12 protein-coding genes are annotated in these 13,568 nt (G+C 71.5%); 2 read left to right on the forward strand and 10 right to left on the reverse strand.

Annotation, left to right across the window (positions count from 1 at the left end; all coding sequences use genetic code 11):
- Positions 1-130: 130 nt before the first annotated feature.
- Positions 131-2,614 (reverse strand): aminopeptidase N, encoded by a 2,484-nt coding sequence (gene pepN / locus RT2_RS15820; RefSeq protein WP_072845750.1) that lies wholly within the window; start codon positions 2,612-2,614, stop codon positions 131-133.
- 77 nt (positions 2,615-2,691) lie between these two features.
- Between pepN and RT2_RS15825 the strand changes: the two genes are divergently transcribed.
- Positions 2,692-3,252, forward strand: coding sequence for a dihydrofolate reductase family protein (locus tag RT2_RS15825; protein ID WP_072845751.1), 561 nt, complete (start codon positions 2,692-2,694; stop codon positions 3,250-3,252).
- 145 nt (positions 3,253-3,397) lie between these two features.
- On the opposite strand, the gene RT2_RS15830 is transcribed toward RT2_RS15825, so the two are convergent.
- The 9 genes from RT2_RS15830 to RT2_RS15870 all read right to left on the reverse strand — a co-directional run bounded on the left by RT2_RS15830 (position 3,398) and on the right by RT2_RS15870 (position 12,588).
- Complete coding sequence (locus RT2_RS15830; protein WP_072845752.1) at positions 3,398-4,546, reverse strand: acyl-CoA dehydrogenase family protein; 1,149 nt, start codon at positions 4,544-4,546, stop codon at positions 3,398-3,400.
- A 169-nt stretch (positions 4,547-4,715) separates the two neighbouring features.
- Entirely contained in the window at positions 4,716-5,663 is a 948-nt protein-coding gene (locus RT2_RS15835) for an ABC transporter substrate-binding protein (protein ID WP_072845753.1), read from the reverse strand.
- Positions 5,664-5,762: 99 nt separating this feature from the next.
- Positions 5,763-6,470: a class II aldolase/adducin family protein gene (locus RT2_RS15840; RefSeq protein WP_072845754.1), complete on the reverse strand. Its 708-nt coding sequence runs from the start codon at positions 6,468-6,470 to the stop codon at positions 5,763-5,765.
- 8 nt (positions 6,471-6,478) lie between these two features.
- Positions 6,479-7,666 carry an LLM class flavin-dependent oxidoreductase gene (locus tag RT2_RS15845; RefSeq protein ID WP_072845755.1) on the reverse strand — a complete coding sequence of 396 codons (1,188 nt, stop codon included), beginning with the start codon at positions 7,664-7,666 and terminating at the stop codon, positions 6,479-6,481.
- Positions 7,663-8,763 (reverse strand): LLM class flavin-dependent oxidoreductase, encoded by a 1,101-nt coding sequence (locus RT2_RS15850; protein ID WP_072845756.1) that lies wholly within the window; start codon positions 8,761-8,763, stop codon positions 7,663-7,665. Before RT2_RS15850 ends, RT2_RS15845 begins: the two co-directional genes overlap by 4 nt.
- Positions 8,760-9,806, reverse strand: coding sequence for an ABC transporter substrate-binding protein (locus RT2_RS15855; RefSeq protein WP_072845757.1), 1,047 nt, complete (start codon positions 9,804-9,806; stop codon positions 8,760-8,762). The genes RT2_RS15850 and RT2_RS15855 overlap by 4 nt, the downstream gene beginning before the upstream one ends.
- A gap of 10 nt (positions 9,807-9,816) precedes the next feature.
- Positions 9,817-10,614, reverse strand: a complete 798-nt coding sequence (locus tag RT2_RS15860) for an ABC transporter ATP-binding protein (protein WP_072845758.1) — start codon at positions 10,612-10,614, stop codon at positions 9,817-9,819.
- Entirely contained in the window at positions 10,611-11,489 is an 879-nt protein-coding gene (locus tag RT2_RS15865) for an ABC transporter permease (protein WP_072845759.1), read from the reverse strand. The genes RT2_RS15860 and RT2_RS15865 overlap by 4 nt, the downstream gene beginning before the upstream one ends.
- Before the next feature lies 1 nt (position 11,490).
- A complete protein-coding gene (locus RT2_RS15870) occupies positions 11,491-12,588 on the reverse strand; it encodes an NrtA/SsuA/CpmA family ABC transporter substrate-binding protein (protein WP_072845760.1) in 1,098 nt (365 codons plus the stop codon).
- Positions 12,589-12,769: 181 nt separating this feature from the next.
- Here RT2_RS15870 and RT2_RS15875 point away from each other — a divergent pair, with 181 nt between their 5' ends.
- Complete coding sequence (locus tag RT2_RS15875) at positions 12,770-13,555, forward strand: enoyl-CoA hydratase/isomerase family protein (RefSeq protein ID WP_072845761.1); 786 nt, start codon at positions 12,770-12,772, stop codon at positions 13,553-13,555.
- The last annotated feature ends 13 nt before the right edge of the window (positions 13,556-13,568 follow it).

A 13,568-nucleotide genomic window follows, 5' to 3' on the forward strand; every position in this document is an offset into this window, starting at 1 on the left:
TTCAGGAGATCTGCAGTGAAATGCGGTGAACGGCAAACCCGCACGTCAACAGGCACGTGCCGGCGAAACCGGCCGCCGATGTCGGCGAAACCGGCCCCGCCGACCGGCGGCTACCGGGGCCGGCCGTGCCTCAGCGGACTCCCCGCACGCGCAGGTCCCGCGCCAGGTGGTCACGCTGTTCGAGCACCAACCGGTGCAGCGCCGTGGGCGCCTCCGCATGCTCGTCGAGCCAGGCGTCGACCGTGCGCAGGGAGTCCGCGGCCGGGAACAGCCCGACCACGATGCGGCGGGCGATCTCGATGCTGCGCGATGCCCACACGTCACCGATCGAGGCGAAGTACTCGCCGTCGTACCGGGCGATGAGGTCGCGTCGTGCGCCTGCCCGGAAGCCGCCGATGACCGCGTCGAGGTGGTCGTTGGTCAGCGACGTGTCCTCCAACGCCGACGCCCAGGCGCGGGCCTTCACGTCCTCGTCCGGGCGCGCCGCCATCGCCCGCAGGTGCGCAGTGCGGCCCGACGCGGTGTCGTCGCGGGCCAGCTCGGCGTCGAGGTCCGCGGCGTCCGCGTCACCGGTCGCGGCGAGCGCGGTCCACAGGGACCAGCGCAGGTCGGGGTCGAGCCGCAGCCCGGGCACCGTTGCCCCGCCGTCGAGCACCGCGCGCAGGTCAGTGGCGCGGTCGCGTTGGACGGTCGCCGCCGCCGCGACCGCCCGGGCCCACGCGAGCTGCTCCCCCGATCCCGGTTCCGCGGCGGACATTGCGGCCCAAGAGGATTCGAGCCACTCGCTGCGCCACCGGTCGCGGGCCTCGGGGCGCAAGTAGTGCCCGACGGCGTAGGACGCGTTCGCCAGCGCCGCGGTGAGCAGTGCCATGTTGGATTCGGTGGGCGCGAAGGTGCGGGCCATCGTCAGGTAGCGCTCGGTGGGGAGCACGCCGTCGCGGGTGGCGTTCCACAGCGCCGACCAGACCAACCCGCGCGCCAGCGGGTCGACGACGCGGTCCAGCGAGGCCTCGACGGTGCGGAGGGAGAACCCGCCCAGCCGGACCTTGGCGTAGGTGAGGTCGCCGTCGTTGAGCAGCACCAGGGGCGTCTCGGTCAGCTCGACCGGGGTGCGCACACCGGAGATGTCCACCTCCAGGCGCTCGGTCAGCACCAGCGAGCCGGCGTCGTCGAAGTCGTAGAGCCCGACGGCGAGGGTGTGCGGCCGCGGGTTGGTCTGGACGATCTCGTGCCGCTTGCCGCGGCGCTCGAGCGTCAGCGTCGAGACCCCGCTGGTCTGCAGCCAGGCCTGCGCCCACGCCGTCAGGTCCCGGCCGGACGTCGCCGACAGCTCCGCCAGCAGGTCCTCGAGCGTGGCCGTGCCGAACGCGTGCGCGCGGAAGTAGCGGCGCGCACCCTCGAAGAACTCCACGCGCCCGACGTGGGCGACCAGCTGCTTGAGGACGCTGGCGCCCTTGGCGTAGGTGATGCCGTCGAAGTTGAGCTTGGCCGCCTCGAGATCGACGATGTCCGCGACGATCGGGTGCGTCGTCGGCAGCTGATCCTGCGAGTACGCCCAGGCCTTGCGACGGTTCGCGAACGCCACCCACGCGTCGGTCCACCGGGTGGCCTCCGCGCTGGCGAGGGCGCCCATGTAGTCGGCGAACGACTCCTTGAGCCACAGGTCGTCCCACCACACCATCGTGACCAGGTCGCCGAACCACATGTGGGCCATCTCGTGCAGGATCGTGTTGGCCCTGCCCTCGTACTGCGCGGCGGTGGCGGCCCCCCGGAACACGTACGCCTCGGTGAAGGTGACCAGGCCCGGGTTCTCCATCGCGCCGAGGTTGTACTCGGGGACGAAGACCTGGTCGTACTTGCCCCACGGGTACGGGTAGTCGAACTGCTCGGCGAAGAAGTCGAGGCCCTGCGCCGTCACCTCGAGGACGGTGTCGGCGTCCAGGTACTGCGCCAGCGATGCGCGGCACAGAACGCCGAGCGGAACCGTGAGATCTCCCCGGCTCCAGGAGGATTCGACGCGGGCGTAGGGACCGGCGACGACCGCAGTGAGGTAGGTGGAAATGGGCAGGGTCGGCTCGAACTCGACGACCTGCCGGGCGTCGTCTGCCTCGCGGGTGGCGACGGTCCGGTTCGAGACCACCTCCCAGCCCGCTGGGGCGGTCACGGCAAAGGTGAACGGCGCCTTCATGTCCGGCTGCTCGAAGCAGGCGAACACCCGGCGCGCATCGGCCGGCTCGTACTGGGTGTAGAGGTAGGTCTGCCCGTCGACGGGGTCGTGGAAGCGGTGCAGTCCCTCTCCCGAACGGCTGTACTCGCCCGTCGCAGCCACCGTCACCACGTTCGACGGACCCAGTCCGCGGACGGCGATGCGGGCGCCGTCGTACTCAACGGGCACGGTCTCGCCGTTGACCGTCACCGACTCCACGGACAGGCCGAGGAAGTCGATCCACGTGTGCGCGGCGGTCGCGTCGAACTCGAGGGTGGTGGTGGTCGCGAAGCCCGGCCGGGACTGGTCGGGGGCGGCCGCGAGGTCCAGTTCCACGCGGTAGGCGCGGACGGTAATCGCCGCCGAGCGCGCTGCGGTTTCGTCACGGGTCAGATTCGCGGTGGTCACACCCGTAGATCCTGCCACCGATCCGGCCGCGAGAGCGCATCCGTTGGTTCACTGGACGGACGAGAAGGGAGCCAACCATGGGCAGGCTGATCTATTCGGCGATCGCCTCGATCGACGGTTACACGGCGGACGCGGACGGCAACTTCGACTGGGCCGCGCCGGACGAGGAGGTGCACGGCGCCGTCAACGATCTCGAAAGGACGGTCGGCACCAACCTGTACGGGCGCCGGATGTACGAGACGATGCGCTACTGGGAGACCGCACCCACCGGCCCGGACGAGCCGGCCGAGATGCGGGACTTCGCGCGGATCTGGCGGGCGGCGGACAAGGTGGTCTACTCCAGGACTCTCGAGTCGGCACCCGGCGCCAGGACCCGGATCGAGCGGGAGTTCGACCCCGAGGTGGTCCGCCGGATGAAGGCGTCGGCAACGCGGGACCTCAGTGTCGGCGGCCCGGGCCTGGCCGGACAGGCGATCCGGGCCGGGCTGGTCGACGAGTGCCACCTGTTCCTCGTGCCCGTCCTGGTGGGCGGCGGGACCCGGGCGCTGCCCGACGGCGTCCGGGCGCGGCTCGAACTCGTGGCGGAACGCCGGTTCGGCGGCGGCACGGTTCACCTGCACTACCGGTTCGGGACCTGACCGAGCCGGTAGTACTGGTGACCCACGCCCCGCCCGGCCTACGCCCAGCCGCCGCCCCGCAGCTCACTGGTGGTGGTCACCAGCCCGCGGCCGCGGTCGTCGAGCTCGATCACCTCGCTGACCGTCAGGTCCTCGGCGTACCGGGTCACAGCGACCGCGCGATGATCGACTTCATCACCTCGTTGGCGCCGGCGTAGATCCGCTGCACGCGGGCGTCCTGGTACATCCGCGCGATCAGGTACTCGCGCATGTAGCCGTAGCCGCCGTGCAGCTGGACGCAGCGGTCGATCACCTCGCACTGCTTGTCGGTGAGCCAGTACTTGACCATCGCCGCCTCGGACGGGTCGAGCTCGCCGGCCAGGTGCGACTGGACGCAGTGGTCCAGGAACACCTCGCAGGTGCGGGCGATGGTCTGGCACTCGGCCAGCTCGAACGCGGTGTTCTGCAGCTCGAAGAGGCTCTGCCCGAACGCCTGCCGCGACTTGGTGTAGGCGACGGTCTCCTCGACCGCACGCTTCATGGCGCCGGCGGCCTGCGCGCCGATGATCAGCCGTTCCTGCACCAGCTGCGCCATCAGCTGCCCGAAGCCCTGGCCCTCGGCGTCGCCGAGCAGGTTCGAGGCGGGCACCCGGACGTCGGTGAACGACAGCTCGGAGGTGTCGGCGCCCTGTTGGCCCACCTTGTCCAGCACCCGCCCCACCACGAACCCAGGGCAGTCCCGCAGGTCGACGATCAGCAGGGACACGCCCTTGGCGCCGGCCTTCGGATCGGTCTTGACGGCGAGCACGATCATGTCGGCGGACGAGCCGTTGGTGATGAAGGTCTTGGACCCGTTGACGATGTAGTCGTCGCCGTCACGGAGGGCGGTGGTCTTGATCGCCTTGAGGTCGGAGCCGGCGCCGGGCTCGGTCATGCCGATGGCGCCGAGGATCTCGCCGGTCGCCATCCCCGGCAGCCACGCCCGCTTCTGCTCCTCCGAGCCGTACTCGGCGATGTAGTGCGCGACGATGCCGCTGTGCACCGAGACGCCGAAGGCGAGGTCGCCGGCGTAGCCCTGGGCCTCGAAGACGGCGAGGTCGTGGGCGAAGGTGCCGCCCCCGCCGCCGTACTCCTCCGGGATCGAGCAGAGCAGCAGGCCGAGCTCACCGGCCGTGCGCCACACGTCGCGGTCGATGCGGTGCTGGGCGTCCCACTTCTCGTTGTGCGCGACCACCTCACGCTCGAAGAACCCGAGCGCGAGCTCGGACAGGGCACGGACCTCGTCGTCGTGCCAGGTGGGGACGTACTTCTTCATGAAACTGACCGCCTTCTCCGCTGTGCCGGACCAATGGCGTGCGGCCGAGGGGCGCGCGCCTGATCATTACCGTTACACACGACGGTACCGACGCCGGCCTCGGGCGCGCCTCGGCGAGATCGATTCGACGGACGGTGCGGTCTGCCCTCCCGTCGAACCGGTCACCGCGTCAGACGGTCGCGGCTGCCCTGCCGGCCTGCACCGCCTCGCCGATCCACGGCACCACCGCGGACCGCACATCGACGGTGCGCGGCAGCAGACCGTTGGCGGCCAACAGGTTCGCGGTGTGCTGCTGCTCGTCGAGGAACGACTCGCTCACCGGGTCGACGCCCCACGGGCGACCGCGCAGTGCCCCCTCCCAGGTGTCCAGGTCGGCCTGCCCGCCGCGGGCGACGGCGTCGTCGACGAAGTACCGGGCCGCCTCGCGGGGGTTCGCCTCGATCCAGGCGTCGGACTCCTGCAGCGCCTCGACGACGGCCCCGAGCGCCTCGCGGTTGTGCTCCGCGAAGTCGCGGCTGGTGAACCACAGCGACTGGTGACCGAACAGCGACTCCGTGTCGACCAGGGTGCGCACGTCGTGGGCGTTCTCGACGGCGGCCAGGCCCGGGTAGGCGCCGACCCAGGCGTCCAGGTCGCCGGCGACCAGCGCGGCCCCGCCCTCGAGCACACCGGTGTCGACGGGCTCGACGTCCGCCCACGTCAGCCCCACCCTGTCCAGGGCGAGCAGCAGCAGGCTGGTCTGCCAGGACCCGTGCGCGATGCCGACGCGCCGCCCCTTCAGGTCCGCGACCGTCTCGATGCCGGAACCGGCGAGGGTGACCAGGCGGCCGTTCTCGATCCGCGGCCCGGAGATCCCGATGTAGATCACGTCGTGACCCTTGGCGAGCGCGGTGAGCGGCGGGGTGAAGCCGGTGCCGATGACGTCGTAGCCGCCCTCGGCGAACAGCCAGTCCGAGTGCAGGCTCGGCAGCGCGGTCCTGACGTCCACCGGCGCGGGCTCCGGAAGGGCGCGCAGGTCAACCCATTCCACGTCGGGTAGGGCGCGCTCGAGGATCCCGCGGTGCCGCAGGACGAACAGGGAGTTGTTGTGCGGGAAGTAGCCGACGCGAACGGTCATCGAATTGCTCCTGAGTCGAGACGGGAAGTGCGGTGCGGGCCGGTGCGCCCTTCTCGGCAGGGGGACTACCGAGAAGGCGCACCGGCGGTGGGGCGGGGGCTAGACGAGCCCCCGCCTGCGCGCCTCGTCGACGAGTCCGCTGCGGGACCACTGCGCGACGAGGTTGGTCTTGTCGAATTCGACGGTGCCGCCGACGGACTCGCCGATGGCCTGGTACTGGGCACCCTCCTCCAGCAGCACCACGAACTTCGCGAGCTCGAGCAGCCCGGCGCGGCCGATGACGTTGACGCCCCCGTTGGCCTCGAAGATCGCGACCAGGTCGGGGTCGCGGACCAACTGCTCGAGGATGAACTCGCCCGCGCCGACGCTGCGGTCGATGTGCGGCGGGATCTCGCGGGACAGGGTCAGCCGCTGCGAGGCCGCGTACCGGATCGGCAGGCTCTTGTGGGTCTGGGCGAAACCGCCGAGCCACGGGGTGTGCACGTGCACGACGGAGGTGATCTCCGGGTGCTCGCGGAACACCTTGGCGTAGCCGGTGACGAAGCCGGCGGAGCCACGACCGGAGAGCACCTCGCCGTCGAAGGTGGCGATCACCGGCGTGACGGTGCGGTCGTCGGCCCAGGGGCCGGGCTCGTTGAGGGCGACGGCGATCTCCTCGCCGGGCACCCGCTCGACGAAGTTCACGGTGCCGTTGGCGGAGACGGTGCCGGTCTCGCGGAAGACGCGGAACGCCTTCTCCGCGTCGCGGGTGGCGCTCGCCGCGAAGTCCGCGACGGTCTCGGAGATGCGGGATTCGGTGGTGGTCATGTTTTCTCCTAGCGGGTGATGAGTCGTGTGTGGTTGGGGTGGTCCTGATCGCCGGAAGGGCGCACGGGCGGCGCCGTCGCCTGGAGCAGCGGGAGGACCTCCTCGCCGACGCGGTAGGCCTCCTCGAGGTGTGGGTTGCCGGCGAGGATGAACGCGTCCACGCCGAGCTCGCGCAGTTCGTCGAGGCGCTGCGCGACCTGCTCGTAGCTGCCGACCAGTCCGAACGCGGGTCCCCCGCGGATCAGGCTGAACCCGCACCACACGTTCGGCTGGACCTCGAGATCTCGGTAGCCGGTGATGTTCTCGGGCACCCAGCCCTTGATGCGGGCGGCACCGACCGAGTCGCCCTGCGCGGCCCTGTTCGCCGCGTCGCGGTCGACGAAGGCCCAGCCCTTCTCGATCTCCGCCCAGGCCGCCTCCTCCGTGTGCCGGGCGACGACGTCGATGCGGACCGCGAACTTCGGTGTCCGCCCGAGCTTCTCGGCGTGGGTGCGGACCCCGTCGAACTTGGCGCGCAGATCCGCGAACGGCTCGAGCCAGGACAGGTAGTAGTCCGAGTGCCGCCCGGCCGCACCCACGGCCGCGGCCGACGACCCGGAGAAGTACACCTCCGGGAACGGCTGACCGGCCAGGCCTGGGGGCAGCGCGGCGCCGTCGGTGGCGTAGAACCGGCCCGCGTGCTGGTACGGGTCGCCGTCCCAGACGCCGCGCAGCACGTCGAGGAACTCGCTGGTGCGGGCGTACCGGTCGTCGTGGTCGACCTTGTCGCCCCACCACAGCTGCGCCGGTCCCCCGCCGCCGCTGATGATGTTGTAGACCAGCCGGCCGCCGGTGGCCCGCTGCAGGCTCGCCGACATCCGCGCCGCCTGGACGGGATGCAGGAATCCCGGCTGGAAGGCGACCATGAACTTGTAGGTGGTGGTCTCGCGGGCCAGCGCCGACGCCACCGCCCACGGGTCCTCGGTGACCGGGAACGACGGCAGCAGCCCGCCGAGGAACCCCGCCGACTCGGACGCCTTGGCCACGGCCGCGATGTGGTCGATGTACCCGTAGCCGTCCAGTTCGCCGCCGCGGATGGCGGGCGCGATGTTGCCCGGGCCGTATCCGTTCGCATGACCGCGGTTGTAGCGCCGCGGGGTGCGCAGCGACGCGTGGTCGCCTTCCATGCCGATCCGCCAGTAGAAGTCGGTGCTCATGCGGTGGCCTCCTGTCCTGCGATGGTGCGTCCGGCCGGGTCCACCAGGTGCAGCAGGTGCTCGCCGGCGCGGTGCAGTTCCTCGATGTGCGGGCGCCCGGTGAGGACGAAGCTGTCGATTCCGGCGTCGACGTAGGCCGAGAGCTGTTGCGCCACCTGCTCGTAGCTGCCGACCAGTCCGATCGGCTCGTCGTAGCCCAGCTCGGTGAACCCGGCCCAGCGACCGCCGCCGAGGTCGAGTTCGTGGGCGACGGGGCTGTCCGGATGGACCTCGCGCCACTGCCGCTCGACCCGGGCCCACGCCTCGTCCTCGCTCTCGCGGGCGATGATCGGCAGCTCCAGCCCGGCGCGCACCGTGCGTCCCTGCGCCGAGGCCCGCTCGGTCAGCGCGGCGACCAGGTCGCCGACACCGTCGACGGTCTCGGTGAACAGGTGCACGTCGCCGTGACTCGCCGACAGGTCCAGCGCCTCGTCCGAGGAACCGGACAGGTACACCGTGGGGAACGGCAGCCCGGACAGGATTCCGCGGAAGCCACCGTCGACGACGTCGAAGTACTCGCCGGTGAAGTGGAAGTCGGTGCCCTTGAATCCGGCACCGGCGAGCGGGGTCTCGTTCCACACCCCGCGGGCCACGGCGAGGAACTCCGCGGCCCGGGCGTACCGGTCGGCGCCGGCGACCCGGTCGCCCCTGGCCCGGGCGTCCGCCTCGTCGGTCTCCACCTGGATCCGCCAGGCCAGCCGGCCGGCCGACAGTCGCTGCAGGGTCGCGGACACCTTGGCCGCGTACACCGGGCTGCCGAACGCCGGCTGGAACTCGACGACCACCCGGGCGTGCCGGGTGTCGCGCAGGGCCCCGCCGCCGACGATCCACGACTCCTCCCCCAGCGGGTCGTAGGGCGCGAGCACCCCGTCGAGGCCGGAGAGCTCCGCGGCCAGCACGATCTGGGCGAGGTCGTCGAAGGGCCCGAAGTTGCCGGGGCGCAGGTCCGTTGCCACCGTGGGCACCCGCGGTCCGCCGAAGCCGCCGCGGTTGCGCGTGCCGGGCGTCGCGTGTCGGCCGTCGCCGCGGGAGGGCAGTTGCCAGAGGAGCTCGGTCATGACGCCGCCCTCCCCGAGGCCAGCAGTTCGCGGGCACGCTCGAGCGGCTCGCGGGCCACCCAGGACTCGAGGTCGAAGTCCGCGGCCAGGAAGCCGTGCGTGTAGAGGAACTGCTTCTGGATGTCGATCAGCTCGACCCGCTCGTCGGACAGCGACGGGTGCAGGTCCAGGTGGAAGCCGTCCTTGTAGGCCGCCGCGACTCCCTCGGGGCCGGAGAGGGTTTCGCGGGCGAGGACCTCACGGACCCGGTCGAGGTTGTCGGCCGCCCAGTCCGCGGCGCGCAGGCTCTGCGCCAGGAACCCCACCACCAGCTCGGGCCGGGACTCGAGCAGGTCCGCGTGCACGGTGATCGGCCGCGGAGTGCCGTTGTTCACGCGCCGCCGCTTCGCGTCGGTGGCGTCCAGGTCCACCGCGACCCGCAGACCGTGCTCGCGGGCCACCTCCTGCGCACGGGCACCCTTGACGTAGATCGCGTCCACGTCGCCACGCAGCAGCTCGTCGACGCCCCAGGTGGTGGTGCGCCGACTGCCGCGAACAGCACTGCGCACCTGTGGGTTCCGTTCGACGTCGACCTCGACGGCGGTCACGTCGGCCAGCGTCAGGCCGCCGAGGCGCAGCGCGTTGGCGAAGCCGTGCAGGGCCATGGCCCGGGGGAAGCTCCGTGCCTGGTCCTGGGCCCAGGCCGGGACACCGATCCGCAGCCCGGCCAGGTCGGACGGCCCCGCGACCGCGGACTCGGGGCCGACGACGACGGCCTGCGACTCGTCGATCCAGGTGAGGCCGACCAGCCGGGTGGACGAGCCCTGGGCGCGGGCGGCGATCGCGGGGACGTTGCCGCCCTCGCGGACCAGCCCGAGCAGCTGGTGGTCGAAGTGACGGACGGCCAGCTCGGGGCCGGCCTCCTGCAGCACGCCCAGGCTCACTCCCGCGTCGGCGGCGGCGTCGGCGAGCCAGCCGAGGCTGTGCGCAAGGCCGCTCGCGGTGGGCACGGGGCAGCGGGTGTACCAGAGGGTGTCGAGGGAGGTGGCGGCTACTGCGGTCATCACGTGCTCCTTAGGTGGTGTCGTCGGAAGCGGCGCGGCCGACTCCGAGTTCGGCGAGAAACGCTGCGCGGTAACGCAGGGACTCGGGATCGGTGCGGTCGCGGGGGCGGGCCAGGTCGATGTCCACGTCGACGGCGAACCGGCCCTCGTTGAGGATCAGCACCCGGTCGGCCAGCCGCACGGCCTCGTCGACGTCGTGGGTGACCAGCAGCACCGCGGGACGGTGCCGGGCCACCAGGTCGCCCACCAGGTCCTGCATCTGCAGCCGGGTCAGGGCGTCGAGCGCGGCGAACGGCTCGTCGAGCAGCAGCAGTTCCGGCTCCCGGACCAGCGCCCTGGCGAGTGCGACCCGCTGGGCCTCGCCGCCGGACAGGGTGGCCGGCCACTGCCTGGCCTTGGTCTCGAGGTTCACCTCTGCCAGTGCCCGCACCGCGCGGGCCCGGTTCTCGGCGGTCCGCCGCTGGCCGACGGTGACGTTGGCCAGCACCCGCTTGGACGGGATCAGCCGCGGCTCCTGGTAGACGGTGGTGCGCTGCCCGGGGACCAGGATCTGCCCGGCGTCGGGCCTTTCGAGCCCGGTGAGCAGCCGCAGCAGGGTGGTCTTGCCGGTGCCGCTGGGCCCGAGCAGCACCACGAACTCCCCGCGGTGGATCTCCAGGTCGACGCCGTCGAGGACGGTCTTGTCGCCGAAGGCTTTGCGGACCCCGCGCAGGGAGACGGCGACGGGCTCGCCGGCCCGGCGGGCGCTGGCCGCGGTCGCGGTGCGCTCGCGGATCGCCAACGGCGGCAAGGGCGTGTCGGTGCTCATCGGACAGCCACCTGACCGCGCCACGGCATTGCGAACTTCTCGATCACCCGGACGACGGCGTCGAAGACCAGGCCGAGGACCGCGTAGAGCACCACGCACAGCACCATGTAGTCGGTGCGGTTGTACTCCTGCGCCAACGTCACCAGGTAACCGATGCCCTCGCGGGTGCCGACCTGCTCGGCGGCGATGAGTCCGGTGATGGAGATCGACAGGCAGATCCGCAGCGCCATCAGCACTCCCGGCAACGCGGCCGGCAGGATCGCCCCGACCACCAGCCGCCAGCCGCGCAGCCCGAAACTCTGTGCGGCCTCGACCATCTTGCGGTCCACGTTGCGGACCCCTAGGTAGGTGTAGGCGTACATCGGTCCGACGGTGGCGACCGCGATGAGCAGCACCTTGAAGGTCTCGTCGATGCCGAACCAGGCGATGAACAGCGGCACCAGCGCCAGGAACGGGATGGCCCTGTTGATCTGCATAGTGGAGTCGACGATTTCCTCACCGAGGCTGGACAGCCCGGCCAGCACACCGAGCACCAGCCCGATCACCACGCCGAACAGCACACCGACAGCGGCGCGCTTTAACGACGCGATCGAGAAGTCCACCAGCTGCCCGGTCTGGTACAGCTCGGCGAAGGCGGACCACACCTTCGGCGGTCCGGCCAGGATCTCCTCCGGCACGGCGCCGGTCGCCGAGCCGATCCACCAGACGGCGACGATCAGCGCCGGGACCAGGAAACGCAGCGGGATCGACACCCAGCGCGGCCGGCTGCGACCGGCCCGGTAGCGCGGCTCCTCCAGCTCGAGCTGCCCGGTGGCGGCGCCGCGACCCGCTGCCATGGTCCCGCCCGGCGCACGGGGCGCGGTCAGGGTGGCCATGTCAGTTCCCCTTGGTGGGCGCGGACTGGTTCTGCGCAGACGGGTCCGGCGTGGTCGGCTTCTGCGCGGACCCGGCGAGCTTGTCCTGCAACGGGTAGAAGACGTCGCCGGCGGTGAGCGCGCGGGTGGTCACCCCGTTCTGGAAGAACAGGTCCGCGACCTCCTGCAGGTCCGCGGCGTCGTCCGCGGTCGGGTAGTGCGGCACCGATGCCCGGCGCCCGAGGTCGACCGCCCGGGCCAGCCGGTCACCGGACAGCGCCCGCGGGCCGGCCTTCTCGAAGACGTTCTGGTAGTCCTCGGGGTTGCTCCGCTGTCCCTCGGTGAGGGCCTGCAGCGTCTCGAGGTACTTCGACGCGACGTCGGGGCGCTGGTCGAGCACCGCGGTGCGGAACGCGACGATGGTGTTGTCCCTGGAGTCGATGGAAGCCTCGGTGGCGATCTCGACGACGCCGTCGCGGGCCTTCGCCTCCTGGTAGGGGTCGTTGAACGACGCCCACGCGTCGACCTGGCCGGTGGAGAACGCCGACGCCGCGTCCGACGGCTGCAGCGGCACCCGCTCGACCTGGTCGAACGGGACGTTGGCCCGGCGCAACGCCTTCAGGGTGATGTACTCGCCCTTGCCCGCCGGGTTGACCGCGATGCGCTTGCCGACGAGGTCCTTGACCTCCTTCACCCCCGAACCCGGGGAGGCGATGATGCCGCTCTGGTCCTGGTCGACCGGGTCGGCCACCGCGATGATCCGCACGGCCACGTCCTTGGAGAGCGCGCCGACCACCGGGCTGTAGGCGCCGCCGGAGACGTCGAGCTGGCCGGCGTTGAACAGCTTGAGGTTGGCGCTGAACGCGGGCGGCGCCTTGACCCACTCGACCTTGGCGCCGAGCGGGGCCAGCGCCTTGTCGAAGGTGCCGTCGCGCTTGCCGACCGCGAGCGGGCCGGCGTTGCCGGGGTCGGTGACCTTGAGGACGAAGGTCGGCTCGGCGCCGGACGTGGCCGTCGAGGCGGCGTCGTCACCCCCCGAACCGCAGGCGGCAACCAGCGCGACGACGGGGAGGATCGCGAGCGCGGCGCGCGCTCGGGGCAGTCGGCGGGTGCGGGACATCTACGGGCTCCTGTTCGAAGGCGTGTCGTTCAGTGCCCCAAAAACTAGGATCCGCAATCCCCGCTGGCTAGCTATAGTTTTCCGCCGGTTGGAAGGGTTGACAGATCAGGCGGGGAGGCTTCGGCCGCAGCCCGCCCGCCGAACCCTTCCGAGAAACTGACACACGTTCTAGCATGCTGACATGAGCCTGCTGATCGCGGACGACAAGCGTGTCCGGACCCTGACCCTCGACCGACCCGACGCGCTCAACGCCTTCGACGAGGCCCTCTACGACGCCACCACCGAGGCGCTGCTGGACGCGGCCACCGACCCCGACGTGGCGGTGGTGCTGCTCACCGGCAACGGCCGGGCGTTCACCGCGGGCACCGACCTGCGCGAGATGCACGCACGCACAACCGATCCGGACTTCAAGCCCGGCAAGCACGGCTTCCGCGGGCTGCTCGACGCCCTGGTGGAGTTCCCGAAGCCGCTGATCTGCGCGGTCAACGGGATGGGGCTGGGCATCGGCGCGACCGTCCTCGGGTTCGCCGACCTGGCGTTCATGTCGAGCGACGCGCGGCTCAAGTGCCCGTTCACCGGGCTGGGCGTGGCGCCCGAGGCCGCGTCGAGCTACCTTCTGCCCGCCCTGATCGGCAGGCAGAACGCGGCGTGGGTGTTGATGTCCTCGGAGTGGATCGACGCGGCGCAGGCGAAGGAGATGGGCCTGGTGTGGCGGGTCTGCGAGCCCGAAGACCTGCTGCCGGAGGCGCGGAGGCATGCCGAAGTGCTGGCGGCCAAGCCGATTTCGAGCCTGATCGCGGTCAAGCGGACGATGACCGCGCCGCTGCGCGCCGAGATCGACGCGGCCCGCGAGCGGGAGAACGAGTGCTTCCGCGAACTCATGGGCGGACCCGCCAACCTCGAGGCTCTCGCCGCGTTCGCCGAGGGCCGGGCGCCGGACTTCACGGCGCTGCCCGCCGGCTGGTGAGGGACCGGGCCCG

This window comes from Rhodococcus tukisamuensis NBRC 100609 (assembly GCF_001894985.1).
GTDB lineage: Bacteria > Actinomycetota > Actinomycetes > Mycobacteriales > Mycobacteriaceae > Rhodococcus_G > Rhodococcus_G tukisamuensis.